This window comes from Streptomyces sp. NPDC006624, assembly GCF_040611555.1.
In the GTDB taxonomy this organism is placed as follows: Bacteria; Actinomycetota; Actinomycetes; order Streptomycetales; family Streptomycetaceae; genus Streptomyces.
Genome location: NZ_JBEXOM010000023.1, coordinates 16,130 through 39,842 on the forward strand (window position 1 = coordinate 16,130; position 23,713 = coordinate 39,842).

General features: G+C 74.0%; 22 protein-coding genes. 7 read left to right on the forward strand and 15 right to left on the reverse strand.

Features of this window, described 5'->3' with window-relative positions:
• Nucleotides 1-22 precede the first annotated feature (22 nt).
• Complete coding sequence (locus ABZY20_RS31220; RefSeq protein ID WP_356445873.1) at nt 23-838, forward strand: AraC family transcriptional regulator; 816 nt, start codon at nt 23-25, stop codon at nt 836-838.
• Nucleotides 839-845: 7 nt separating this feature from the next.
• Here ABZY20_RS31220 and ABZY20_RS31225 read toward each other — a convergent pair whose 3' ends face one another.
• Together ABZY20_RS31225 and ABZY20_RS31230 are read right to left on the reverse strand one after the other, a co-directional pair.
• On the reverse strand, nt 846-2,171 hold the full coding sequence (locus ABZY20_RS31225; protein ID WP_356445875.1) for a nicotinate phosphoribosyltransferase: 1,326 nt from the start codon (nt 2,169-2,171) through the stop codon (nt 846-848).
• Between the two features lie 42 nt (nt 2,172-2,213).
• Nucleotides 2,214-2,819 (reverse strand): hypothetical protein, encoded by a 606-nt coding sequence (locus ABZY20_RS31230; RefSeq protein ID WP_356445877.1) that lies wholly within the window; start codon nt 2,817-2,819, stop codon nt 2,214-2,216.
• A 291-nt stretch (nt 2,820-3,110) separates the two neighbouring features.
• Here ABZY20_RS31230 and ABZY20_RS31235 point away from each other — a divergent pair, with 291 nt between their 5' ends.
• Together ABZY20_RS31235 and ABZY20_RS31240 are read left to right on the forward strand one after the other, a co-directional pair.
• Complete coding sequence (locus tag ABZY20_RS31235; RefSeq protein WP_356445879.1) at nt 3,111-3,539, forward strand: DUF2267 domain-containing protein; 429 nt, start codon at nt 3,111-3,113, stop codon at nt 3,537-3,539.
• Between the two features lie 73 nt (nt 3,540-3,612).
• Entirely contained in the window at nt 3,613-4,488 is an 876-nt protein-coding gene (locus ABZY20_RS31240) for an alpha/beta hydrolase (protein ID WP_356445881.1), read from the forward strand.
• Nucleotides 4,489-4,562: 74 nt separating this feature from the next.
• Here ABZY20_RS31240 and ABZY20_RS31245 read toward each other — a convergent pair whose 3' ends face one another.
• Complete coding sequence (locus tag ABZY20_RS31245; RefSeq protein WP_356445883.1) at nt 4,563-5,381, reverse strand: universal stress protein; 819 nt, start codon at nt 5,379-5,381, stop codon at nt 4,563-4,565.
• A gap of 215 nt (nt 5,382-5,596) precedes the next feature.
• Here ABZY20_RS31245 and ABZY20_RS31250 point away from each other — a divergent pair, with 215 nt between their 5' ends.
• Nucleotides 5,597-6,466, forward strand: coding sequence for a universal stress protein (locus tag ABZY20_RS31250; protein ID WP_356445885.1), 870 nt, complete (start codon nt 5,597-5,599; stop codon nt 6,464-6,466).
• A gap of 58 nt (nt 6,467-6,524) precedes the next feature.
• Entirely contained in the window at nt 6,525-8,015 is a 1,491-nt protein-coding gene (locus ABZY20_RS31255; protein ID WP_356446052.1) for an AAA family ATPase, read from the forward strand.
• A gap of 6 nt (nt 8,016-8,021) precedes the next feature.
• Here the strand turns inward: ABZY20_RS31255 and ABZY20_RS31260 are convergent, their stop codons facing one another.
• From ABZY20_RS31260 to ABZY20_RS31290, 7 genes are all read right to left on the reverse strand, one after another.
• The gene (locus ABZY20_RS31260) at nt 8,022-10,121 is read right to left on the reverse strand and encodes a SpoIIE family protein phosphatase (protein ID WP_356445887.1); all 2,100 of its coding nucleotides are present in this window, start codon (nt 10,119-10,121) and stop codon (nt 8,022-8,024) included.
• 362 nt (nt 10,122-10,483) lie between these two features.
• Nucleotides 10,484-11,245 (reverse strand): alpha/beta hydrolase, encoded by a 762-nt coding sequence (locus tag ABZY20_RS31265; protein WP_356445889.1) that lies wholly within the window; start codon nt 11,243-11,245, stop codon nt 10,484-10,486.
• A gap of 333 nt (nt 11,246-11,578) precedes the next feature.
• A complete protein-coding gene (locus ABZY20_RS31270) occupies nt 11,579-11,911 on the reverse strand; it encodes a glyoxalase superfamily protein (protein ID WP_356445891.1) in 333 nt (110 codons plus the stop codon).
• A 309-nt stretch (nt 11,912-12,220) separates the two neighbouring features.
• Nucleotides 12,221-13,639, reverse strand: coding sequence for a DEAD/DEAH box helicase (locus ABZY20_RS31275; protein ID WP_356445892.1), 1,419 nt, complete (start codon nt 13,637-13,639; stop codon nt 12,221-12,223).
• 320 nt (nt 13,640-13,959) lie between these two features.
• On the reverse strand, nt 13,960-15,327 hold the full coding sequence (locus tag ABZY20_RS31280; protein ID WP_356445893.1) for a cytochrome P450: 1,368 nt from the start codon (nt 15,325-15,327) through the stop codon (nt 13,960-13,962).
• 207 nt (nt 15,328-15,534) lie between these two features.
• A complete protein-coding gene (locus ABZY20_RS31285; protein ID WP_356445894.1) occupies nt 15,535-16,389 on the reverse strand; it encodes a phosphotransferase in 855 nt (284 codons plus the stop codon).
• A gap of 108 nt (nt 16,390-16,497) precedes the next feature.
• A complete protein-coding gene (locus tag ABZY20_RS31290) occupies nt 16,498-16,911 on the reverse strand; it encodes a cupin domain-containing protein (RefSeq protein ID WP_356445895.1) in 414 nt (137 codons plus the stop codon).
• Between the two features lie 483 nt (nt 16,912-17,394).
• On the opposite strand from ABZY20_RS31290, the gene ABZY20_RS31295 reads away from it, so the two are divergent.
• Complete coding sequence (locus ABZY20_RS31295) at nt 17,395-17,796, forward strand: hypothetical protein (protein WP_356445896.1); 402 nt, start codon at nt 17,395-17,397, stop codon at nt 17,794-17,796.
• 158 nt (nt 17,797-17,954) lie between these two features.
• On the forward strand, nt 17,955-18,446 hold the full coding sequence (locus ABZY20_RS31300) for a universal stress protein (RefSeq protein WP_356445897.1): 492 nt from the start codon (nt 17,955-17,957) through the stop codon (nt 18,444-18,446).
• On the opposite strand, the gene heR is transcribed toward ABZY20_RS31300, so the two are convergent.
• The 5 genes from heR to ABZY20_RS31325 form a co-directional block, all read right to left on the reverse strand.
• Nucleotides 18,443-19,225 (reverse strand): heliorhodopsin HeR, encoded by a 783-nt coding sequence (gene heR, locus ABZY20_RS31305; protein WP_356445899.1) that lies wholly within the window; start codon nt 19,223-19,225, stop codon nt 18,443-18,445. The two genes, ABZY20_RS31300 and heR, sit on opposite strands and share 4 nt — an antisense overlap.
• Before the next feature lie 149 nt (nt 19,226-19,374).
• Nucleotides 19,375-20,238 (reverse strand): MurR/RpiR family transcriptional regulator, encoded by an 864-nt coding sequence (locus ABZY20_RS31310; protein WP_356445901.1) that lies wholly within the window; start codon nt 20,236-20,238, stop codon nt 19,375-19,377.
• A 115-nt stretch (nt 20,239-20,353) separates the two neighbouring features.
• A complete protein-coding gene (locus tag ABZY20_RS31315) occupies nt 20,354-21,643 on the reverse strand; it encodes a cyanophycinase (RefSeq protein ID WP_356445903.1) in 1,290 nt (429 codons plus the stop codon).
• An 80-nt stretch (nt 21,644-21,723) separates the two neighbouring features.
• Complete coding sequence (locus ABZY20_RS31320) at nt 21,724-22,962, reverse strand: M20/M25/M40 family metallo-hydrolase (protein WP_356445904.1); 1,239 nt, start codon at nt 22,960-22,962, stop codon at nt 21,724-21,726.
• Nucleotides 22,959-23,711: an amino acid ABC transporter ATP-binding protein gene (locus tag ABZY20_RS31325; protein WP_356446054.1), complete on the reverse strand. Its 753-nt coding sequence runs from the start codon at nt 23,709-23,711 to the stop codon at nt 22,959-22,961. Before ABZY20_RS31325 ends, ABZY20_RS31320 begins: the two co-directional genes overlap by 4 nt.
• Nucleotides 23,712-23,713: the final 2 nt, after the last annotated feature.

The following is a 23,713-nucleotide window of genomic DNA, read 5'->3' on the forward strand; positions in this document are numbered from 1 at the left end:
CCACCACTGGTAGGTTTTCACCATGCGTGAGGCCGTGGTGCGTCTGGACGAGCCGCCCGTCGTGGCGAACGTCGGCGTCGGAGTCCACGGCCCGGCCGGGCACACGGACGTGTTCCGCCTGCCGGACCTGTGGCAGCTGCATCTGTACCGGTACGAGGCGGACCTCACCGTCGACGGCACGCACCACAGCGTCCGCCCAGGCCGGGTCAGTCTCGTACCGCCCGCCACGACCGTCCGGTACCGCTACCGGGGCCGCTCGGAGCACCTGTACGCCCATCTCCGGCTGCCCGCCACCGGCGAACCCCGCACGGTGCCGGTGATGCAGGACGCGGGCCCGCAACTGCCCGCGCTGTCCGCCCTGATGCTCCAGGCCGTCACCGCCTGGCCGAGCACACCGGTCCGGGCCGCGGCCGAGGTCTGGGCCGTCCTGTGGCGCGTCGCCCACCTCGCCCCGCCCGCTCCGCAGGGTCACGCGGACGGCGCGCACCCCGCCGTCACCGCCGCGATCTCCCACATCGAGTCCCGGCTCGCCGACCCGCTCACGGTCCCGGACGTGGCCCGCGCCGCCGGGGTCTCCCACAATCACCTCACCCGGCTGTTCCGCGCGGCGACCGGCGACACGGTCGTCGGCTACATCCGGCAGCGCCGCCTGGAACGCGCCCGCCATCTGCTGCGCGAGTCCACCCTCTCCATCTCCGCGATCGCCGCCTCGGTGGGCATTCCCGACCTCCAGGCCTTCAACAAGGCCTGCCGCCGCGAGCTGGGTGCCTCACCCCGGGCCGTGCGCGGTGCACCGGGCACGCCCGGGACAGGGCGCGGGAGCGGGAATCCGCCCTGACGGCACCTCATGCCGTCCGTTCCTCGATGCGGTGCCGGACGTGGTCGGCGAGTGCGCTCAGCCGCCCGGAGGGCACCGCCCGGGGCGCGACGGGCGCCCGGATCCGCCGGGCCGGCGCGGGCAGTGCGGCCAGCTCCGCCGCGCAGCGCCGACGGCACTCGTCGAGGGTGGGCCTGCCGCCGGTGCGCCGCCCGCCCCGCATCACCGTCTCCAGCAGCGGCCTGCCGCCGTCGGGGGGCTCCTCCTCGGCCAGGGCCGTCACGTCGGCGTATCCGGGACGGCGGAACACCTGCTTGCGGCCGGGTGCCGTGACCTTCGCCGACGACAGCTTCATCACCGGCTGGCCGTCGTACTCCACCATCTTGTACGCCGAGTCGAGAAACGGTGCGTCGGCCGAGACGCCGACGCGGGTGCCGACGGCGTACGTGTCGATCGGTGCCCCGGAGCGGACCAGTTCGTCCACCGCGTACTCGTCTAGACCGCCGCTCACGGTGATCCGTACGTCCGGCAGGCCCGCGTCGTCGAGGACGGACCGAGCCCGTGCCGCCAGCGCCCCGAGGTCGCCGCTGTCCAGCCGTACGGCCGAGCCGGGCCCGCGGTCCAGGTCCTTCAGGACACGCGCCGCGACACGGACGCCCCGCTCCGTGTCGTAGGTGTCCACCAGGAAGGTCACCGGCCCGGGATGCGACCGTGCGAAGGCACGGAAGGCGTCCTCCTCCGAGGCGAACGCCTCCACGTACGAGTGCGCCATCGTGCCGACGGCGGGCAGGCCCAGGGTGGTGGCAGCGGCCACGTTGCTGGTCCCGGCGAAGCCGGCCAGCGCGCCCAGGCGTGCGGCCTGGAAACCGGCCTGCGGGCCGTGGGTGCGCCGCAGGGAGAAGTCCACGACCGGACGCCCCGCCGCCGCCAGCACGCAGCGTGCGGCCTTCGAGGCGATCGCCGTCTGGTGGCTGAGCTGGTTGAGCACGTAGGTCTCGGCCAGCTGCGCCTGCGGGAGGGGCGCGGTCACCTCCAGCAGGGGCTCCCCCGCGAGCACGACCCGCCCCTCCGGCACCGCCCGCACGTCGCCGGTGAACTCCAGGCCGAGCAGCGGCTCCAGGTCCCTTCGCGGGCGGTGCAGCGCGGAGGCGAAGGCGTCGACGTCCTCCGGGCCGACGCGCAGGCCGGACAGGTACTCCAGGGCCGAGTCCAGCCCCGCGGCGATCAGGAAGCCGCGTTCGGGAGGCAGGTCGCGGACGAAGAGGCTGAACGTCGCGGGGGCGGTCATCCCCTCGCGCAGGTAGGACAGGGCCATCGTCACTTCGTACAGGTCGGTGGTCGTGGCGTCGGACATCCGTGTCGCCTCCTCCGTTGCGCGTCCGGATCCGCCGTCCCGTCACCGGTGGTGGCGCCCGGACCACCGGGGCTCGACGACGTCCCACTCGGCCGCCCACTGCGCGTACCGTCTCCGGTCCAGCAGGTGGCACGCGCCCGCCCGCGCGGCGGCGTAGGCGACCGCCACCCCGGCCGCCGCCATGCCGCCCACGAACCAGCCGGCGAACGACGCGTCGAAGCCGTTCATCGGCGGGCTGGTGAGGCCGCCGTCCCGGTCCACCCAGACCCGCACGGCGGCGCCCTCGGCCGTTCCCGGCTCCACGAGGGTGCTTCCGGTGCGTTCGGTGCCGTCGGCGTCGGTCCAGCGGACCTCCGCCCCCCGCTTCCCGTTCGTGGTGACGCCGTCGGTGTCCGAGGTCAGCCGGGCGGTGACCTCCTGCCGCTCCGCCGCCTGGGCCCGCACGGTGCGCAGCGACGACTCGTACGCCGTCGTCCCCGCACTGAGCGCGGCCACCGGCAGGCCGACGGCGAGGAGGAGCATCAGAACGCCCCGCAGCCAGGCCTCGACGCGGTCGGACGTGCGCCGCAGCGGGTTCGTCCCCTTCGCCGCGTGCTCCTGGCCGGGCGGGAGCGGGCCGGACGCGTGCGGCGGGTTCCGTGTACTCATGACGCGGCCTCCAGCCCGTCGCCGATCCGTTCCCCCGTCACGTGTCTCACCATGGGACGGCGGCGGGCTCCGGTCCCAGGGCCGAACGTCCCTCGGCGGACGATTTCCGGCCCCGCGGAAGCCCGCTCCGGGCACCGGTCGCCCGTGACGGCGTGCGGCTGCTGAGCGGTTCGGTCCGCCCTAGCATGGAGCCCGTAGGGCAGGAAGACACAAGCCATCAGCCACGGTCAGCGCCCGGGCGCGGCACCCCCGTGCGACGCGGGGACGCACGACGACCGGAAGGAGAAAGGCATGTCCGCCACCCACCATCCCGACTTCGAGCACGCCATCCACACCGCGAACATCTGGTTGAAAGCGGTGTCGCAGGCTCTGGGCACCGAGGACCGCCACCTCGCCCACCGGGTCCTTCGCACCTGGCTGCACACCCTCCGTGACCGGGTCACCGTCGACGTGGCCGCCCACTTCGCCGCGCAACTGCCCGATCTGCTGCGGGGCGCCTACTACGACGGCTGGGACCCCAGCGTGGTACCGGTCAAGTACGACCGCGGGGGCTACGTCGAGCGCTTCGCCCGGGAGGCCAAGGTCTCCGCGGAGGACGTGCCCGGCATGGCTGCGACGGTCACCGCCGTCGTACGCGGGCACGTCTCGCCGGGACACCTGGAAGCGGTGGTGGAGCAACTCCCGCACGACATCAAGGCACTTCTGCTGCAGCCGGCCTGACCGGGCTCTGCGGGCCTCCCGTTCCCGACAGGGCGTCAACTGCCCGCCCGGGGCGCACGGCACAATGCGGAGCATGGATCACGGCGTGCGCGAACCGGAGCGGCTCGGGCGGACCCGGCTGCCGGACGGCAGGCTCCTGGGCTGGGCGGAGTGGGGACCGGCCGACGGCACCCCGGTGCTGCTGTGCCCGGGGGCGGCCACCAGCAGGCGGCTGGCGTTCGGCGGTGACGCCGTCGACGCGGCCGGGGTCCGGCTCGTCAGCGTGGACCGGCCCGGCCTCGGCGCCTCCGACCCCGCCCCCGGCCGGACGCTGACCGACTGGGCCGTCGACATCGGCCACCTCGTGCGGGAGCGGACGCTGCGGGCGCCGCTGGCGGTCGGGTTCTCGCAGGGGGCGCCGTTCGCCCTGGCTCTGGCGGCGCACCGGCTGGTGCGGGCGGTGGCCGTGGTGTCCGGCAGCGACGAACTCGCCCACCCGCGTTTCGCTCACTCGCTGAACCCGCGGGCGAGGGACATGGTCGATGCCGTCGCGGCCGGTCCCGGCGCCGCCGAGGCCTCCTTCGCGGGGTTCGGCGGCGCCGACGCCCTGTGGGAACTGATCATCACGACGAGTCCCGAGACGGACCGGGCGGTCTACACCGACCCGGTCTTCCGGCACGCCTTCCGGCGCGCGATGGACGAGGCGTTCGCCCGGGGTCCGGCGGGCTATGCCCGGGACACCGTCCTGGCGATGAGTCGCTGGCCCTTCGATCCCGCCGGCATCACCGTCCCGGTCGACCTCTGGTACGGGCAGCAGGACACCAGCCCGGTCCACTCCCCCGATCTGGGGGAATCACTCGCCCGGCTGATCCCGACGGCGACCCGGCACCTGCTGCCCGCTGCCGGCGGGGCCCTGCTGTGGACCCATGCCGAGGACGTGCTGCGCTCCTTGCTGGCCCACGCCCGGTGACGGCGGCCGGAACCGGGCGGCCCGGATGCCGCCGGCGGGCCGCCGCGTCGGTCTGACGGTGTTGCGGGCGGCGGTCAGGTCCGCGGGACGACCGCGATCGGGCACGGCGCGTGATGCAGCACCGCGTGGTTGACCAGCCCCAGTTGCAGACCGATGTGCCCCTGCCGTCTGCGGGCGCCGACGACGAGCAGGTCGGCGCCGGCCGCGGCCCTCAGCAGCGCCCGTCGCGCGGAGCCCTCGACCGCCTCGCTGGTCACCGGCACGCCCTGATACCGCTCCGCCGGGTCGTGCAGCGCCTCGGCCAGCACCTGCGCAGGCGGGCGCTGGAGGGCCTGGAGGGCGAATCCGGACAGGCCCGGCGGCAGCGGGCTCCCGACCGGGACGGTCCAGGCGTGCACCGCCACCAGCCGGCAGCGCCGCACGTGCGCCTCGCGGAAGGCGAAGTCCACGGCCGTACGGCTACCCTCCCCGTCCTCGACGCCGACGACGACGCTCCCGAACCGGCTGCCGCGGTGCTCCGCCGCACCCCGCACGACGACGACCGGGCAGTCGGCGCGGGCGGCCACGGCCAGACCCACCGAGCCCAGGAGCAGCCCGGTGAGGTCCCCGAGTCCTCGGGACCCCAGGACCAGGGCGAAGGCGTCGTGCGCCGTGCCGACGAGGGCGGCGGCCGCGTCCCCGTGCCGCACCTCGCTCGTCAGCCGCACGCCGGGAGCCGCGTTCCCGGCGCGTTCCGAGGCGGCTCTGATCACCTCGGTCCCCTCGTCGTCCGGCGCCGCGGCGTGCAGCAGGTGGAGCGGCACCCCGTGCCGGGCCGCCTCCCCGGCTGCCCAGTCCACCGCCTCCAGGCTCGCCTCGGACCCGTCGACGCCGACCACCAGGGGAATCGTCACCTCGTCCGTCTCCCTTCGTGCCGCGTTCCGCGGAGCTTCTCCCCGCTCGTCCGCGGGCCCGCATGCGAGGGGGAGGGGATTGCGGTACTCCTCGAATGAGGGACCCGCACCGCTCGGCATGTCGGCGACGCCCGGACCCCCACCCGCCCGCGACCGGACCCGTTCACCGTCATCCACCGTCCTCTCCAGCTTCGTACGAGACGGAGGCCGCCGCCATGCAACCAGTCGTCACCGTGGGCCTCGACGGCTCGCCCGAGAGTCTTGCCGCCGCTCACTGGGCCGCCGACGAGGCGGAACGGCGCCGGCTCACCCTGCGTCTGCTGCACGCCTGGCCGCTGCTGGCGCCGGAGCCGACCAGCGTCCCCGCGGAAGTCGACCAGAACTACTGGGCGAAGCGTCTCGTCCACACCGCACAGGCCGAGCTCCAGGCACATCACCCGCAGTTGTCCATCGCCGCGGACCTGGTCGCCGACGACGCCCAGGACGCCCTGCTGCGGGCGGCGGCGGAGTCCGAGCTGCTGGTGCTCGGCTCGCGAGGGCTGGAGGCCGTGGAGAGCTACTTCCTGGGCGACGTCAGCATGCCCGTCGTGGCCCGGGCCTCGCGGCCGGTCGTCCTGGTCCGCGCCGCCGGCCGCGCGGACGAGGCGCCGGCGGCGACCGCGCGCCGCCTCGTGGTGGCCCTGAAGCTGCACGGTCCCTCCGACGACCTGCTCGACTTCGCCTTCCACACCGCCGCGGCGGGGAACATGCCTCTGCTGGCCCTGCACGGCCGCAGCGTGCCGCTGCACGCGCGGGTGCCCTGGGGGGTGGACCACGGCGTCACCGAGGAGATGACGCAGGAGGCGCAGCTGCAGCTGGACAGGGCGCTGCGTCCCTGGCGCGAGAAGTACCCGCAGGTGGACGTCACCGGCAGCGTCCGTCTGGCCGGCCCCGCCAAGGCCGTCGTGCAGGCCGCCGAGAACGCCGCGCTCGTGGTCGTCGGCCGCCGCAGGCACCGCGCCGGGCTGGGGCCGCACCTGGGTCCGGTGGCGCAGGCCGCGATCCACCACGGGCGCTGCCCCGTCGCCGTCGTACCCCATGGCTGACCGTCCCGGACCCCGCTCCGGTGCCCGGCGCGCCGGGGATCCGCTGCCGCGCGCGGAGGTGTGCGAGACCCACACCGCGATCGTGTTCTTCGCCGGCGACCGCGCCTGCAAGATGAAGAAACCGGTGGACCTGGGCTTCCTGGACTACACGACGGTGACGGCCCGCCGGGCCGCGTGCGAGCGCGAGGTCGCCCTCAACCGCCGCTTCGCACCCGACGTGTATCTGGGGCTGGGCGAACTCCGCACCCCCGGCGCGCAGGCGCCCGAACCGCTCGTGGTGATGCGGCGGATGCCCGCGGAGCGCCGGCTGTCCCGCCTGGTGCGGGAAGGGGCCGCCGTCGACGACGTCCTGCGGGCCGTCGCCCGGCAACTCGCCGCCTGGCACGCCAGGGCGCCGCGGAGCCGGGACGTGGCCGAGCAGGGCACGAGGGACGCGCTGTCGTCGCGGTGGGAGGCGAGTTTCGCGCAGGTCCGCGCGCTGGGCGACGACGGGGTGGTGCCCGACGGGGTGGCGGAGGCCGAGCGGCTGGTACGCCGCTATCTCGCCGGCCGCAAGCGGCTGTTCGACTCCCGCATCGAGCAGGGCCGGGTGGTCGACGGGCACGGGGACCTGCTCGCCGAGGACGTCTTCTGCCTCGACGACGGCCCCCGGGTCCTGGACTGTCTGGAGTTCGACGACCGTCTGCGCCATCTCGACGGCCTCGACGACGCCGCGTTCCTCGCCATGGACCTGGAACAGCTCGGCGCCCCGCGGGAGGCGGCGTACTTCCTCGCGCGGTACGGCGAGTTCGCGGGCGACCCCGCGCCGCCTTCCCTGTGGCACCACTACGTCGCCTACCGCGCGTTCGTGCGGGCCAAGGTCTCGATGATCCAGGCCCGTCAGGGCGCGCCGGGCGCGGAAGCGGCGGCACGGCGGCTGGTCCCGGCGGCGCTGAGCCACCTGCGCGCCTCCGCCGTCGGCCTGACGCTCGTCGGGGGCCTGCCGGGCAGCGGGAAGTCCACGCTCTCCGGCGCGCTGGCCGACCGCCTGGGGGTCACGCTGCTCAGCAGCGACCGCCTGCGCAAGGAGCTGGCGGGGATCCCGGCGGAGCAGCCGGCGGCGGCCGGCTACGGCGAGGGCCTGTACACGCCGGAGTGGACCGCCAGGACGTACGCCGCGCTGCTCGACCGCGCGTCGGCTCTGCTGTCCTGCGGTGAGTCCGTCGTCGTGGACGCCACCTGGCTGGACGCGGCCCGGCGCGAAGCGGCCCTGCGGGTGGCCGAGCGGACCAGCTCCGACCTGGTGACCCTGCACTGCCATGTGCCGGGCGACGTGTCGGCGGCCCGTCTGACCGCGCGCGCCCCGGGCCCGTCCGACGCCGGCCCCGGCATCGCCGCCGCGATGGCGGGCGCCGAGCGACCGTGGCCGGAGGCCGTCGCCGTCGACACCAGTGGCACGCTGGAGTCCGCGGTCGCCCGGGCGCTGGCCGCCGTACGGCCCGAGGGCACCGGCCCGGCACCGGTCTTCCGCCGCGTGGAGCGGGAGGGCGCGAACGGGTCCGCCGGGTGACGCGCGTCAGTGCCGCGGCGGGCCGGTCCCGCCGTGCAGGGGCTGGGCGCGGGCGATGAGCAGGGCGACGTCGTCCCGGTCACCGGGTTCGCGCAGGCGCCGCAGGAGCAGGTCGCAGGTCTCCTCCACGGAGCGGTGGGGCGGCGACAGCAGGTGCAGGAGATCGTCCAGGCGTTCGTCGATGGGGTCGTCGCGCGTCTCCACCAGTCCGTCCGTGTACAGGACCAGTTGATCACCGGGACGCACGGCGACGGTGGTGGTCTCGAAGGGGCCGCTGCCGACTCCCAGCGGCGTGCCGGTGGGCAGGTCGAGCAGTCGGGGTGGTCCTCCGGCGGGCACCAGGACCGGGGGCAGATGGCCGGCGCAGGCCACGTGCACACGCTCGTGATGGGGGTCGTAGACCGCGTACAGGCAGGTCGCGATGTAGGGATCGAGACCTTGAGTGATCTTGTCGAGGTGCGTGAGGATCCGGGACGGGTCGAGGTCGAGGTCGGCGAGGGTCGAGGTGGCCGTTCGCAGCCGGCCCATGGCGGTGGCGGCCGGGATTCCGCTGCCCATGACGTCGCCCACGACGAGGGCGGTCCGGTCGCCGTCGAGCGGGATGATGTCGTACCAGTCGCCCCCGACCTCGCTGAAGGCCTGCGCGGGCCGGTACCGGGCGGCGATCTCCAGGCCGGGGCGGCGGGGCGCCAGCTGCGGCAGCAGGCTGCGCTGCAGGGTCTCGGCGGCGTTGCGGATGTGCTGGTGCAGGATGGCGTTGTCGATGCCGAGCGCGGCGGACGCGGCCAGCTCGCAGGCCAGCGTGAGGTCGTCCTCGTCGAAGGGCTGCGGGTTGCGTGCGCGGGCCAGGCCCATCACGCCGATGACCTCGTCCCGGGCGATGAGCGGGACCGCCATGTCGCTGTGGACACCGGCCTCGGCGAGCAGTCGGGCCGCGGCGGCGTCGGTGGCGACACGGCCGAGGTCGCCGCTGTCCAGGTGGGTGATCAGCGACGGCTGGCGGGTGCGGATGCAGTGGGCCGCCGGGTGACCGGCGTGGAAGGTGACGAGGTGGCCCGGTTGGATGATCGCCCGGGCGGCCTCGGTGGGGTAGGCGGTTTTCACCGCGAGGGAGCGGAACAGCGGCGGGCCCTCCCCCTGCTCCGGACGGCCCGTCCGCAGGAGGGAGTCCAGGAGGTCCACGGCCGCCATGTCGGCCAGGTCGGGCACGAGGACGTCGGCGAGTTCGCGCGCCGTGCGCTCCACCTCCAGGGTGGTGCCGATGCGGGACGAGCCGTCGGCCATCAGGCGCAGACGCTGCTGGGCCCGGTCGGCCGCCCTGGCCGCCCGGTACCGGTCGGTGACGTCCACGACCACGTTGGCGATCCCCAGCACGTGCCCGGTGTGGTCCTCCAGCCGGTACAGCGACACAGCCCAGGCGTGGTCGTTGTCCGGGTCGGCCCGGGTACGGCCCACCACCTCCCGGTCGACCATCGCCACACCGCTCGCCAGCACCTCCCGCATGTCGGTCTCGGCCGTCGCGAAGGCCTCGCCGGGCAGGATCTCGCGGAAACTGCGGCCGACGTGATCGGCCTCGGGCACGCCGTGCATCGCCGCCAGGGCCGGGTTGACGGCCACGTACCTCAAGTCGTTGTCCAGGACGGACAGCCCGATGGGCGCCTGGGTGACCAGCTGGCTGGACAGGGCCACGTTCCGCTCCACCTGCTGCAGCGTGGCCCGGTCGGTGGCGAGCCCCAGCGCGTAGTGGTCGCCGAGGGTGTCGGTCAGCCGCATGTTGCGGAACTCCACCATCCGGGTGCTGCCGTCCTTGTGCCGGACGGGGAACACGCCCGCCCAGCCACGGCCGGTCTCCATGACCTCGGCGAACAGTCTGATCGCCTCGTCCCGGTGATCTGGGTGGAGGAGCAGGAGGGCCGCGTACTGTCCGACCGCCTCGTCACCGGTGTAGCCGAACAGCTCCGCGGCCTGCGGACTCCACATGTCGATGCGGCCGTCGGCCTCCAGCAGCACGGCGGCGACGCCCAGCAGGTCCATCAGTCCGCTCGGGCCGGCCGCCGCGTCCCGCGCATGCCCCGCCCGCTCCGGGTCCCGATCCGCTCGGCTCATCGCACTCGTCCTCTCCCGACCTCACCGGCGCACCCACCGAGCCCGCGCCCCGGCGAAGACGGCGGCCCTCTCACAGGTCAGCAACCCGTTCACGATGCGGCACGGGACATACGACGGCCAGGGGACGCGCCGGGCGGCCCGCACGTCTGCGGCGTGGGCAAGGGGGCGTGGACGGACCGGACGCACACCCGTCGCCCCTTGCCGGCAGCCACCGGGTACCCCGAAGCCACTGGGTACGCCGTGCGGCGCGGTGGCTCTCCGGCGCCTTCGGGGAACGACGGAACGGCACCGGCCCGGCCGTCAGCCCGCGGCGGCGGCCCCGGTCGCGGCTCGCATCCCACCCGTGCCGCCGATGAGCGCTGCTACGGCCGTCCTCGCCGCGCTCGCGCCAGAACGTCCGCGGTGACGGCGGGATGGGGATGGGGGAAGGCATGCGCCCCGGGCACCAGCAGCGGGCGGCCGTCGCCGGCACGGCGCGCCAGGTGGCCGACCCAGTCCGGTGGGGACAACGCGTCCCTCTCCCCCGCCACCACGGTGACCGGGCAGGTCACCGAGGGCAGGACCTCCTCGGGTGCGTCGGCCTGGGCCGACCGGACGTACTTCAGCAGTGACCGAGGACCGGCCCTGAGGTAGGAGGGCAGCACGGTCGGCAGGAAGCCCGGGTTCTCGTGGACGGCCGTGCGGGCGACCGCGCCGAGCAGCGGCGCCATCCGCCGCAGGTGGGGCGGGAAGGTCGGGGACAGCAGGACGAGCGCCCGGACCCGCTCCGGGACACGCACGGCCGCGTGCAGCGCCACCTGGGCGCCGGTGGAGTGCCCGGCGAGGACGACGGGCCCTGGCGGGACGACGGACAGCCACCGCGCCACCGTCTCCGCGAGCGGCCCGAGCGTCTCGGGGCAGGCCCGTCCGGCCGGATTCCCGAAGCCGGGGACGTCCAGCAGGCGCACCGGCCCCGACCGCGCACACCGTCGCAGCGTGCGCAGCAGATAGCCCGGCGCCCCCAGCCCCGGCACGAGCACGGTCAAGGTCCCCTGCTCGTCCGGCAGCGACGTCCCCGCACTGCGCACCGCGGCCGAGCCGACCCGGTCGTGGCCGATGTACAGGTGCGGGCTCCGCTGCGGCATGACCGGCGGGTACCCGACCGCTGCCGGCCCATGGGCTGCGGATGGCCCGCGGCCAGGCGGCCGTCCAGGGCGCGGTCGTGCCGGAGTCGCGCGGTTCCGGGCGGGTCTTCGACGCCTGGCCGGTTCAGTTGGGAGCAGGCGCCGAGCCGGCTGCACGCACGTGGCCGCGGCCGGTGGCGCGCCGCACGGGGGGAGTCGTCGTCGATCTCGCTGACGCCTGCTCGCTCAGCCACCGGCACGGCTTCCCTGCCGCGCGCTGCCGGCGCGTGTCATTCCGTGGGCGTGTCATTCCGTGGGCGTGTCACTCCGTGGGCGTGTCATTCCGTGGGCGTGTCATTCCGTGGGCGTGCCGATCCGAAGCCGGTTGCCGTCAGGGTCGCGCAGTTCGATCTCACGCGCCCACGGAGCGTCCTTCGCCTGCACTCCGAACTCGGAAGCGATGGCCTCGACATCACGAACGCGGAGGTAGACCAACGTGTCAGGGCGGGCATCTCCCGTGTGCTCCGACAGGAACAGCCGCACCCCGCCCCTGGCGACCTCGACGAACGCGGGGAGTCCCGGTGCGAAGCGATGCTCCCACCGCTTGGCGAAGCCCAGCCGTCCGTACCACGCGACCGCCGCCGCAGCGTCCTCGACGCGAAGGATGGGAATGACGTCCTCGTCCATGGCGCCATCGTCGCAGACCGCCCGGGGCGAAGGTCGCCTGTCGCTGGACGGGCGGCGCGGCTCGGCTCGGCAGGGGTGCGGCAACGCGGCACGCGATCTGAGCCGGGGGCGCTGAGCCAGAGGGCGGGTCCTCGTCCCGGCTCGGGGTTCGGAACGAGGACCCTGTCCCCTGCACGACCACTTCCGCCGGAGGGCCGTCGGCGGATGCACCACCGGCCGGCCGGACCTCAGCCTCGCCGGGCAGACGCGAGGGTGCTCCAAGCGTGCTGGACTTCGGGCATCAAGGCGTCGAGGCGACGCACGGGGATCTCAGCCGTTGCGGCGCACGAGGGCGGCCTTGCGGGCCTCGGCGAGTTTGCGGGCCTCGGCGGCCTTCCGGGACGTGCCTCCAGCGCCGCCGCGGGAGGTGTCCTTGCTGGTGCCGAGGCCGCGGAAGGGAGCGTTCGTGTTCTTGGGCCGGACGGCGGCGGGTCCGCCGTCGAGCGGGATGCCGGAGGGAGCCTTGGCGCCGGTGATCCGGCTCAGCACCGCCTCGCCGGAGCGCACCTTGGTGACGGTCGCCTCGATGCCGGCCTCGGCCATCATGCGTCCCGTCTCGCGGCGCTGACCCGCCGACACCAGTGTCACGACGCGGCCGGACTCACCAGCGCGGGCGGTCCGGCCCGCGCGGTGCACGTAGTCCTTGGGGCCGGTGGGCGGGTCGACGTTGACCACGAGGTCGAGGTCGTCGACGTGCAGGCCGCGGGCCGCGACGTCGGTGGCCACCAGAGCGGTGATCCGGCCGCTCTTGAACTGCGCGAGGGTCCGGGTGCGCTGTGGCTGCGACTTGCCGCTGTGCAGGGCCCCGGCGTGCACCCCGCTGGCCCGCAGGTGCCGGGTGAGCTGGTCGACGGCGTGCTTCGTGTCGAGGAACAGCAGGACGCGGCCGTCGCGGGCGGCGATCTCCGTGATGACGGCGTAGCGGTCGGGACCGTGGACGACCATGACGTGGTGCTCCATCGTCGTGGCCGTGCCCGCGGACGGGTCGACCGAGTGGACGACGGGATCCTTGAGGTAGCGGCGGACCAGCTGGTCGACGTCGCGGTCCAGCGTGGCCGAGAACAGCATGCGCTGACCGTCGGGGTGCACCTGATCGAGCGCGTCGACGACCTGCGGCAGGAAGCCGAGGTCACACATCTGGTCCGCCTCGTCCAGCACGGTGATCCTCACCCGCCCCAGGCGGCAGGCGTTGCGCCCGATCAGGTCGTGCAGGCGTCCGGGGGTGGCGACGACCACCTCGGCTCCCTGGCGCAGGGCGGCGACCTGCCGGCCGATCGACATGCCGCCGACGACCGTGGCCAGTCGCAGCCGCAGCGCCTCGGCGTACGGCGTGAGGTCCTGGGTGACCTGCTGGGCCAGTTCCCGGGTGGGAACCAGGATCAGCGCGAGGGGCTGTTTCGGTTCGGCGCGCCGCCCGGCCGTACGGGTCAGCAGGGGCAGGCCGAAGGAGAGCGTCTTGCCCGAGCCGGTGCGCCCGCGTCCGAGGACATCGCGTCCCCGCAGGGCGTCGGGCAGGGTGGCGGCCTGGATCGGGAAGGGCTCGCGCACGCCCTGCCCGCTCAGAGTCCGCAGCACCTCCGCGGGCAGTCCGAAGTCGGCGAAGGAGACGGCCGGACCCGTCGCCGGGCTCGTGGCACCGGGCCGGGCCGGAGTGCCGTGGGCGCTACCGGAGTCCTCGTGATGGTTCATGGACAGCCTTCCGCAGGGGGACGTACCGAGGAAGGCCCGGCAGGACGGAGCAGCCGATGCACCAGCGGCACCGGACAGCCGACCACCGCGACGACGACCACGCGAACGCGTGACCCTAGCACGAGGGCCGGTCTCGCTCCGGCGGTGTCGGCCACGGCCCCCGGGGCGTGGGCGGGGCGGCCCCGGGGTACGCCTCACCGAGGCCGGACAGCGCCACCTCGCACCCGCCCGACGGACCGTAGCGGCCACCGACGGCCGTGCGCCGTGGAACGGGCCGGGCGGTGACGCCTGCCCGGCCCACGGCTGGGCCGCACCGTGCCTCAGGCGGCCGCGGAGCGCGTGGTGCTCGTCCGCGGTGACACGGTCATGATGAGGCGTCCCGGCCGGACGGTGGCACGTGCCACGGGGCGGACTCTCCGGCTGTCCGCGAGTTCGAAGCGGACCGTGCGGACGATGGTCGCGACGGCGGTGATCAGCTCGGTGCGCGCGAAGTGGTCGCCGATGCACTTGTGCTTGCCCGCGCCGAACGGAAGGAAGGCACCGGTGGGCGGCGGCTGGGCGCTGTCGAGCCAGCGATCGGGGTCGAAGGTCAGGGGGTCGGGGAAGAGCGCGGGGTCCCGGTGCAGGGCGTGCTGGCAGTAGGCCAGTTCCGTACCGGCGGGCAGGGTCCACTCCCCCAGGCGGGTCTCGGTGGTCGTCCTGCGGGTCACGAGCCAGCCGGTGTGATGCAGCCGCGTCGCCTCGTCGATCACGCGCCGCAAGTAAGGGAGCCGGGTGATGTCGGCGAAGGCGACGGGGCGCTCGCCGAGGACCTCGTGCAGCTCGGCCAGGACCCGGGCCTCGATGCCGGGTTGCCGGGCGAGTTCGTACAGGATCCAGGACAGGACGCTGGCCGTGGTCTCGGTGCCCGCCACGGCCAGGGTGAGGATCTCCGAGCAGATCTGGTCCGTCGTCAGCGGCTCGCCGCTGTCGGGGTCGGTGGCGTGCAGCAGCATCGAGAGCATGTCGCCGGTGTCGTGGTCGGAGGCCCGCAGCTCGTCGACGGCCCGGTGGACGGTGGCCCGTACGGCGTCCCGGGACTCGTTGAAGCGGCGGTTGAAGGGAAGCGGCAGCCGCTCGGCCCAGTCGGGCAGCATGACGCGTGCGCCGACGCCCGTCATCACGACGGACAGGTCGTGGCGCAGTCTGCGGAAGGTCTCCTCGTCGAGGCTCGCGGAGAACACCGTCTTGGCCAGCATGTCGAGCGACAGTCCGACCATGGCCTCGTGTACGTCGAATGGGCGGCCGGGCCGCCAGGTGCCGGTGGTGGCGGTGACTTCGTCGCGCATGACGTCGACGTAGCGGGCGATCCGGTCCCGGGCGAACGCCGGCTGCAACTGGCGGCGTCTGCCGACGTGGTCCTGGCCGGCTGCGGTGACCACGCTGTCGCCCAGGATGTGGCCCATCTTCTCGAAGAAGCGGCCTTTGTCGAGTGTGGGGGCGAGGTCGACGAGCATGGTGCGGATGAGGTCGGGGTCCTGGACGACGATGGTGCGGGTGCCGGGCTGCAGGGTGATCTCGACCAGCGGGCCGTAGTCGCGGCGCAGCGAGGCGATGAATCCGAGGTTGTCGCGGATGAGCCGTAACGCGTGACCGATCAGCGGGAACGATCCAGCAGCTCTGGGTATGGGGGGCGTCGTGAACGTCACGGGGCGTCATGCTCCCTTCACGGTGATCACAGCCCTATGACTTCCCCGGGTGTTCCCGGCCGCAATCCACGAGGCCGCGTGTGCCGGGCCACGCGGCAGCGGCAGCGGCAGCGGCAGCGGCGTCAGGCATCCATGGGCGGCTCGCTCCGACGCACTGCGCCGAACGCGGAACTCGTCGCCTTCCGGATTCGTTCTCTCCCCCGTCGCTCAAGGGCGAGCGGGACCCGCTTCGCAGCGCTCGAGTGCGGCACGGACCCGGTCGAGCCCTTCCGCCCTCCAGTGCTCCCGGTCGGGCATCTGGTCGTCCCGGCGCCAGCGCCAGGCCGCGAACATCGCCCAGTTCAGGGCGCGGCAGCGGTCGATCAGGGTCCGGTCGGCCTCCGGATAGTGGGGGTCCGCCTCCTCGGGCGCGTGGGCGAGGTCGAACTCGATCGGCCCGCGGCAGCACGTGGCGAGGTCCACGAAGAGCGGGCCCTTGCTCGTGTGGAGGAGGTTGCCGGGATGCGGCTCGCCGTGCAGCAGTTGTTCACCGGCCGACCCGGCGCCGATCTCGGCGCTCAGTCCGCCGAGTGTGCCGCTCAGGAAGTCCCGCTCCCGGTCGGGCAGTTCGGGGGATCGCTCCGGGTCGTTCACTTCCCTGAGTGCGGCGGCGACTCGATCGGTGACATGCGGTGCGGGCAGGTCGATCCGGCGCAGGGCGGCGTGGTGGCGCAGCAGCACGTCCGCGTAGGCGGCCGGCGCGACGGGTGACCCCACGGGCTCGTGGTAGGTCCAGAGCGAGACGACCAAGCCGTCACGCACATGGACCCGGGGCGCGACCCGGGGATCGAGCTGGCCCACGGGAGCGCCGGCCTCGGCGAGGCGGCGGGCGACCTCCACTTCGAACTCGGCCTCGGCCCGTTGCGCCTCAAGGGCGACCCGGGCCAGCGCATCGCACGGGGCCAGGCGCAGCGCGACGCGGTCCGAGTCGTGGAGGACGGCCACGTCGTCGACCTCGAGACCCAGCTCCGCGGCGGTCGCCCGTCCCGCGTCCACGGCACGACGGAGATCCCTCGGCTCCATACCGTCCTCCCTGGTCGTCGGGTGCACCCGCATGGTCGCAGGGAATCGGTTCCGGGCACCCGCACTCCGCCCGAAGCGGAAACCGCCCGGTCGGCGGCGGAGGCAGGATCAGGACGACCGGCCGTCGTACTGCTCCTGCGTGACGTGCTCACCCCATTCGATCTCCGGGCCTTCCTGGCCTTCGGCCAAGCTGTCCCAGATGGCCAGGTGCGTCATGAAGTGGTCGGGGGCGGCGCCGTGCCAGTGCCACACGCCGGCCGGGCACCAGACGGTGTCGCCGGGCCGGATGACGACGATCCCGCCGCCGCGGACCTGGGTCAGGCCGACGCCTTCGGTCACGTGCAGCAGCTGGCCGTTGGCGTGCCGGTGCCAGGCGCTGCGGGCGCCGGGTGCGAAGCGCACCGAGGTGCAGCGACCCTGCTGAGGGCCGTCCGGCGGGGCGATGACGTCGAACCAGACGTCGCCGGTGAACCACTCGGCCGGGCCCTTGGTCGTCTCGGGCTTCTTGAGGAGCTCTGACATGGCCGCGCCTTCCGGGGGTCAGTTCTCGGACGGTGTGTCGGGGCCAGTCTCGGCGAGGGCGTCCTTCGGGACGGTGGCGGCGAGGCAGGGCGTTGGGCCATCCGGCGCAGAAGAGCACCAGCACCGTGAGCGCGGCAGCCGCGGCAGCGGTGATCGCCATGGGGAGGGGACGGCGATCACCGAGCCGGCCACCGATGGCGGCGCCACCGAGAGCACCGACGACCGTGCCTCACCCCCGAGGGGTGACAAGCGGCGCCCTCCCGCGACCGGCGTCGCACACCGGTGGGACGCGGTGGTGACGCCGCCGTCGCCGCCACCGCCGCCCGGGCCGCCCCGCCGCGTCCGGCGGCCGCTCCTTCCCCGGCTTGCGTGACCGGCCGCGCGAACTCACCCGTGATGGGTGATCACCGGGCCCGGGCCGTCCCGCACGATCGGTGGAGCAGCACCAGTTGCTGCGGTGACGAGGAAGTGAGGGAAGCAGACATGACCACGACTACCCACCACCGCTCGCGGGCGTCCGAGGCGACCGCCGGCGGACTGGTGACGTTCGCCGCCGTCCTGCTGTTCGTCGCCGGCATCCTGGACCTGTTCCGGGGCATCATGGCGATCGCCAACGACGACGTCTACGTCACCACCCCCAACTACATCTTCAAGGCCGACCTCACCAGCTGGGGCTGGATCCAGCTCATCCTGGGCGTGATCGCCATGGCCGTGAGCGTCGGGCTCTTCTCGCGCTCCCTGTGGGCCAGGGTCGTCGGGGTCGGCATCGCCGTCCTGCTGATCATCGCCAACTTCCTGTCCCTGCCGTACTACCCGGTGTGGTCGATCGTCCTGATCGCGCTGTACGCCTTCGTCATCTGGGCCCTGTGCGTCGTGCGGGACTGACGCCGGGGTGGTCCCGGGCGGGCGAGACGGAGGGCGGGGGACGCGCGACACATACGACCCCCGTTACGCGAAACATATTTCGCGTAAATGTTGACAGGCTTTCCGGTGGAGGAGACGCTGGAAGCACCCCCTCCCCTCTCCCGGAAGGTGCGACGGTCATGAGCTCCCTCCGCCCGCCCTCCCCCTCCTGTCCTTCACACCCGCGGTGCCCGGTGGCCGCGGTGCTGGCCGACCGTCTCGACGACGCCCCCGTCGTGGACGTGGCGGTCCGGCTTGCCGCCGCCCGCGGTGCGCCGCTGCTGCTGATCGCCGTGATGCCGCCGCTGCCGCCGCGAGCCGTGCCGCACCGCCCGGACGGCCCGGCGGCGCGTGCCGTGCTCGGTCGTGCGATGCCGCGCGTGACGCGTGCCGGGATCACGTACCGGCCGGCCGTCTACCACCGCCCCGCCGGGCGGGGCGGACGGCTGGACCCGGCGAAGGGGCTGCTGGACGTGGCCGTCGCCCACGGCGGTTCGTCGCTGGTGGTCTCGCGCAGCGGGCCGCCGGGACTGGACGCGGGCACGGTGACGGAGGCGGCAGCCCTCCGCGGCGGCCCGGTGGTCCACGCCGCGGCCCCGGCGTTCTGGGCCCCCCTGGCCGCGTCGGGCTAGCCGGACAGCGAACCGCCGAAGATCTGCCAGGCCAGGAGTGACTTCGCGACGAGGCTGAGGACCAGGTAGGCCTTCTCGCCGTAGGCGTAGTCGGACCACCGGCCGATCCCGCGGTACTGGAGCCACTGGTTGAGGCCGAAGCTGAAGAACAGCACGGCCTGGACGACGACGATCCCGTACACGAACCCGGGGACGGTCTCGGCCGCGGCGACGTTGTACGCGATGGAGATCCACGGCGTCACGCCGACCAGCGTGCCGAACCAGAACGGCAGCATCGTCGTCACCGCCCGCCCCGGCGGGTTCATCAGCTCCTCGATCCAGCCGAAGAGGATCATCCCGACGTTCGCGCCCGCGACGGCGATGACGGCGTTGAGGCCGGTGATGCCGGAGTAGAAGCCGATGAGGAGCACCATGAGGGTCGCGCTCAGGGCGTACTCCAGCCAGCGGAAGCGGTTGATGCCGCGCGCGAGGTCGCGTTCGTAGGTGGCGCGGCACACCGTCGCCGTCAGCAGGTGGTCCAGTGCCGCGAGGGCGAGGAAGACGGCCACCGCCCAGCCGATCGGCACGTCGAACAGCGCCTCGGGCGCGGGTGCCTTCGTTCCCGGTGGTCCCTCGGGGACGGAGGAGGTGACGGTGATCGAGAAGCCCCCGGCGAGCAGGACGATCGCCACGGCCTGGGCCAGGTGCAGCAGGGTGAGCCCCAGGTTCCACGCGCGGAGCCCGGCGAGGCGTTCGGCGGTGACACCGGTGGCCACCGGTGCGCCGTTCTGGGTGGTCACAGTTCCTCCCCGGGGGCCGGACACGCGGTACGACTGCATGCTCGTACCGGTCCGGGAGGGAACCGCGGCATCACGCCGCCGGACCGCCGAAAGTCGCCCGAGTGGCGCCCGGGGACCTGCGCACCCGCCGTCGGCGGCGGGCCGCCGCGTCAGACCAGGCCGATGCGCCGGGCCACGTCCTCCGTGTGCTTCAGGTGCTGGTGGGCGTCGTCACCGAGGGCCGTGAGGAGGCCGGCGACGACGGTCTCGATGACGGCGAGGGTGGGCACGAGACTGTCGTACGGGGAGGGCGTGGTGACCTGGCTGGGCAGGACCACCTCCGCGTGCGCGCTGGTGGGCGACAGCCAGGTGTCGGTGAAGACGACGACCTTGCCGCCGCGTTCCAGGGTGAGCTGCGCCAGGGCCACCTTGTCGTCCTCGTAGCGGCGGTAGTCGAAGACGACCAGGACGTCGCGGCGGCCGAATCCGGCGAGGGCGGCGGCGCGCTCGACATCGCGTTCGGGCAAGATGTGGACGTCGCCGCGCAGTTGCATCAAATGCAGGCCCAGATACTGGGCGAGCAGATGGGTGAAGCGGCCTCCGACCAGGGTGATCCGGCGTTTGCGGTCGGACAGCAGCGCGACGGCCCGTTCGAGGTCGTGCGGCGGGGTCTCGGCCAGGGTCTGGGCCACGGCGGTGGTGAACAGCCTGCTGGAGCGGGCCATGAGCCCCGCGGCCGAGTCGTCCTCCGAGGTGTCCTCCGTCCCCTCGTACAGGGACAGCGGTGAGGCGTTGCGCTGGTCGAGTTCGGCGCGCAGGGCGGCCTGGAACTCGGGGAACCCGTTGTAGCCGAGGCGGGCGACGAAGCGCAGCACCGTGGGGGCGCTGACGGCGGCGCGTTCGGCGATCGTGGCGACGGTCTCGAAGCCCGCGGCGGGGTAGGCGGCCAGCAGCACCCTCGCGACCTTCCGCTCGGCGGGGCTGAGGTGACCCAGCTTGAGACGGATGTCGTCGGCGAGTGTGCCGGGGGCCATGAGGGCTCCTTTCGATCTTGTGGTGCGCCGGTGCCGAGCCTAATGCCCGCGCGGACGGCCGGGACCGGCCGGAGGGACCGGCCGGCCCCGGCCGCCGCGGGAGTGCGGCGATCGGTCACCGGGGCGCTGTGTCGACGCGCAGTCCGAGGAGGGTCTGCGCGGTGGTGCCGTCGCTCGTCCAGGCGGAGAAGCCCGGCTGTTCGGTGAAGGTGACGGTGAAGCGGGGCGCGCTCTCGTAGGTGGTGGCCGTGGCGGTGCGCTGGTACCGGGCGGTGGCGAGGGCCCGGGCGGTGGTGAGGAAGGAGTACGGGACCCCGGCCGGGTTGTCGGGCGAGTAGAAGCCGTCGTCGTTGGCGGGGACGGGGGCCGTCCCGCGCGGGATCAGGGGTTGCTTGTCACCGGCCGGGCGGGCGGTCCAGCGGCGGGCGTCGTAGCGGTCGCCGTCGGTGAGGTGGGTGTAGCGGGCCCCGGTGACGGACCAGCCGGCCGGCGCGGTGCGGGTGCGGGCGTCGCGCAGGTCGAGGATGCCGACGCCGTTGGCGCCGAGGACGGTCATGGTCTCGTCGCGGGTTCCCGGGGCGTCGACGACGAGCGCGCTGTTCTCCTGCAGGGCGTAGACGCGGTCGTGTCCGGTGTCCGCGGCCAGGCGCAGGGCGCGGCCCTCCCGGCCGTAGGCGCCGGTGTGGGTGTCGACGAGCCCGGAGCGCAGGAAGCCGAATCCGCCGCGGGGGAGGTAGCCGAGCCGGGTGGGGTCGTCGAAGTAGCCGGGAGCGCTGCCGTCGCGCAGGGCCTGGTAGGAGTCGCCGCCGGTGACCATGTCGGGTCCGGCGGCGATCTGTGCGCCCGCCGAGGTGCCGGCGACGACCGCGCCGTCGGCGAGCCTGGCCCGGATCGCGGCGAGCACCTTGGAGTCGGTGTGCCGTTCGCCGTGCAGGAGGGTGGTGACGTAGCGGTACTGGTCGCCGCCGCCGAAGAAGAAGCCGGTCATGGATTCGACCTGGTCGACGACGGCGTCGGAGTCGGCGGCGGCGATGTGGTCGAGGTCGACGGGGATCCACTGGGCGTCGGCCGCCCCGTGCTTCTCGAACAGGTCGGCGTAGTAGGCGCCGTTGCAGGCCGAGTTGCTGCACCGGTCGGGGTCGTCCGCGTGCGGGTCCTGGCTCTCGGGGACGGAGGCGGCGGTGAGGACGCCGATGCGGGCGCGGGAGCCGCCGGCGCGTTCGATGATCTCGCCGTACACCTCGGTGTTGTCCTCGTCGAGTGCGCCGCCGATGAGGACGAGGGAGCCCGCCGTCCGTGCGCTCTCGGCGCGCGGGGCGGCCTGCGCGGCCGGTGCGGCGGCGAGGGTGAGGACGACGGCGGTGGCGCCGGCGAGGAGTCGGCGCCGGCCGGGACGATCGCGCATGGGGCCTCCTTGGGAGGTGTCGTGGGTCGGTGGGGAGCCGGGCCCCCGGGCGGGGTCGGACACGGCCGGGGGCCCGGCGGTCATGCGCCGCCGTCGTCGCTGCCGAGGGCGGTGATCAGTGAGGCCAGCAGGGCGACGCGCTCGGGCACGGTCGCGGTGTCCAGCCACTCCTGCGGGGTGTGGTCGGCGCCGCCGACGGGTCCGAGGCCGTCCAGGACGGGCACGCCGGTGCCGGCGATCAGGTTGGCGTCGCCGACGCCTCCGGTGGCCGTGGCGCCGAGCGCGAAGCCGAGGGCGGCCGCCGCCTTCTCGGCCGCGGCGAGCATCCGCAGGGAGTCGGCGGTCGCCTCCATCGGGGGGCAGTCGTCGAGTTGCTCGACGGTCACGGTGGTGCCGGGTACGGCCGGGCAGGCGGCGGCGTCCTCGATGGCCCGCCTGACCCTGCGTACCCCGGCGGCGGTGGAGGCGCGCACCTCCAGGCGGAGTTCGGCCTCGGGGCAGACGATGTTGGGCCGGTGACCGGCCCTGACGACGCCGACGTTGACGGTGACGTCGTCCCAGCGGCCGTTGAGGGCCTGCAGGGCCACGACCAGGTGGGCGGCGGCGAGGGCCGCGTTGGCGCCGCGCTCGGGCTCGATGCCGGCGTGCGCGGCGCGGCCGGTGACGGTGAGCCGGAAGTCGGCGACGCCCTTGCGGGCGACGACCAGGTCGCCGTTCTCCCGGGCGCACTCCAGGCCGAGGGCGTAGTGCGCGCCGCCGGCGACGTCCTCGGTGATCGCCCGGCTGGCCGGGGAGCCGATCTCCTCGTCGGGGGTGGCGAGGAACACCAGCTCGGCGTACTGCGCGGCGTCGTGCTCGTGCAGCAGCTCCAGCGCGGTCAGACCGGCCAGCAGCCCGCCCTTGTCGTCGCTGACTCCGGGACCGTGCGCGCGGGTGCCGTCGAGGGCGAAGGGCCGCTCGGCGGCGGTGCCGTCCTCGAAGACGGTGTCCATGTGGGCGGCCAGCAGGATGCGCCGTCCGCCGTCCGCCTCGGCGAGGCGGCCCGCCTTGCGGGCCACCAGCACGTCGCCCGTGACGAGCGCCGGGGTGTCGGGGCGGGATCCGGTGCCGGCGTGCGGGCGGATGCGCTCGACGGCGAATCCGAGCGACTCCAGGCGGGCCTGCACCCAGTCCGCGACCGCGTTGACACCCGCGGGACTGTAGGAGCCGGAGTCGACGGCCACGAGTGCGGCGAGGTCGTCCAGGTAACGCTGCAGACGGCTGCGGGCGGTGCCGAGCAGTTCGGCGGGCCGGGGCCGCTGCCGTGCGGGGGCGTTCACAGGACCTTCGACAGGAAGGCGCGGGTGCGTTCCTGCTCGGGGTCGACCAGGACCTGCCGTGGGTCGCCGGCCTCGACCATCACCCCTTCGTCCATGAAGACGGCCGTGTCGCCGACCTCGCGGGCGAATCCGATCTCGTGGGTGACGACGACCATCGTCATCCCGTCGGCGGCCAACTGCCGCATCACGTCGAGCACATCGCCGACGAGCTCGGGGTCGAGCGCGGAGGTCGGCTCGTCGAACAGCATCAGCTTGGGCTTCATGGCGAGGGCCCGGGCGATCGCCACGCGCTGCTGCTGACCGCCGGACAGCTGTGCGGGGTAGTGTCCGGCGCGGTCGGCGAGACCGACCCGCTCCAGCAGGTGCCGCGCCTCCTCGCGGGCCTGCGCCCTGGCGACCCCGGCGACCCGTACGGGGGCCTCGATGACGTTCTCCAGTGCCGTCAGGTGCGGGAAGAGGTTGAAGCGCTGGAAGACCATGCCGATGTCGCGGCGCCGCTCGGCGACCTCCCGTTCCCGCAACTCGTGCAGTTTGCCGCCCTGCTGCCGGTAGCCGACGAGTTCGCCGTCCACGGTGAGCCGGCCGCCGTCGACCTTCTCCAGGTGGTTGATGCAGCGCAGGAACGTGGACTTGCCGGAGCCGGACGGCCCGAGGAGGCAGCACACGCTGCCGCGCCGGACGGTGAGGTCGATGCCCTTGAGGACCTCCAGCCTGCCGAACTGCTTGCGCACGCCCTCCGCGTGCACCATCG

Bases quoted from the DNA above. Each gene is read 5' to 3' on its own strand.
- ABZY20_RS31220 (WP_356445873.1), top strand. From the start codon at position 23: ATGCGTGAGGCCGTGGTGCGTCTGGACGAGCCGCCCGTCGTGGCGAAC.
- ABZY20_RS31225 (WP_356445875.1), bottom strand. From the start codon at position 2,171: ATGTCCGACGCCACGACCACCGACCTGTACGAAGTGACGATGGCCCTG.
- ABZY20_RS31230 (WP_356445877.1), bottom strand. From the start codon at position 2,819: ATGAGTACACGGAACCCGCCGCACGCGTCCGGCCCGCTCCCGCCCGGC.
- ABZY20_RS31235 (WP_356445879.1), top strand. From the start codon at position 3,111: ATGTCCGCCACCCACCATCCCGACTTCGAGCACGCCATCCACACCGCG.
- ABZY20_RS31240 (WP_356445881.1), top strand. From the start codon at position 3,613: ATGGATCACGGCGTGCGCGAACCGGAGCGGCTCGGGCGGACCCGGCTG.
- ABZY20_RS31250 (WP_356445885.1), top strand. From the start codon at position 5,597: ATGCAACCAGTCGTCACCGTGGGCCTCGACGGCTCGCCCGAGAGTCTT.
- ABZY20_RS31260 (WP_356445887.1), bottom strand. From the start codon at position 10,121: ATGAGCCGAGCGGATCGGGACCCGGAGCGGGCGGGGCATGCGCGGGAC.
- ABZY20_RS31265 (WP_356445889.1), bottom strand. From the start codon at position 11,245: ATGCCGCAGCGGAGCCCGCACCTGTACATCGGCCACGACCGGGTCGGC.
- ABZY20_RS31270 (WP_356445891.1), bottom strand. From the start codon at position 11,911: ATGGACGAGGACGTCATTCCCATCCTTCGCGTCGAGGACGCTGCGGCG.
- ABZY20_RS31275 (WP_356445892.1), bottom strand. From the start codon at position 13,639: ATGAACCATCACGAGGACTCCGGTAGCGCCCACGGCACTCCGGCCCGG.
- ABZY20_RS31285 (WP_356445894.1), bottom strand. From the start codon at position 16,389: ATGGAGCCGAGGGATCTCCGTCGTGCCGTGGACGCGGGACGGGCGACC.
- ABZY20_RS31290 (WP_356445895.1), bottom strand. From the start codon at position 16,911: ATGTCAGAGCTCCTCAAGAAGCCCGAGACGACCAAGGGCCCGGCCGAG.
- ABZY20_RS31295 (WP_356445896.1), top strand. From the start codon at position 17,395: ATGACCACGACTACCCACCACCGCTCGCGGGCGTCCGAGGCGACCGCC.
- ABZY20_RS31300 (WP_356445897.1), top strand. From the start codon at position 17,955: ATGAGCTCCCTCCGCCCGCCCTCCCCCTCCTGTCCTTCACACCCGCGG.
- ABZY20_RS31310 (WP_356445901.1), bottom strand. From the start codon at position 20,238: ATGGCCCCCGGCACACTCGCCGACGACATCCGTCTCAAGCTGGGTCAC.
- ABZY20_RS31315 (WP_356445903.1), bottom strand. From the start codon at position 21,643: ATGCGCGATCGTCCCGGCCGGCGCCGACTCCTCGCCGGCGCCACCGCC.
- ABZY20_RS31325 (WP_356446054.1), bottom strand. From the start codon at position 23,711: ATGGTGCACGCGGAGGGCGTGCGCAAGCAGTTCGGCAGGCTGGAGGTC.